Source organism: Peribacillus sp. SIMBA_075 (genome assembly GCF_046534585.1).
Genome location: NZ_JAWRYN010000552.1, coordinates 1 through 274 on the forward strand (window position 1 = coordinate 1; position 274 = coordinate 274).

The 274-nt window shown below is 42.0% G+C and carries 1 protein-coding gene; it reads left to right on the top strand.

Annotated features, from left to right (window positions below; genetic code table 11):
- Positions 1-274: alanine:cation symporter family protein (locus tag SB775_RS29370; RefSeq protein WP_410864762.1), on the top strand; the 274-nt coding region annotated here is incomplete at both ends.

Genomic DNA, 274 nt, shown 5'->3' on the forward strand with positions numbered 1-274 from the left:
GGAGCAGTATTTTGGATGTGGTTAATTGCGGTAATTGGGGGTGCTTCTGCATTTGTAGAGAGCACATTAGCGCAAATTTATAAAGTAAAAGATGGGAATGCATTCCGTGGTGGTCCAGCGTATTATATGGAAAAGGGTTTAAAGAAACGCTGGCTAGGAGTTGTCTTCTCTGTTCTAATAACAGTTAGTTTCGGATTGATTTTCAACGCCGTGCAGTCAAACACAGTAGCGGCGGCTTTTGATGGAGCATTTAACACAGATGGTAAGTTTGTAG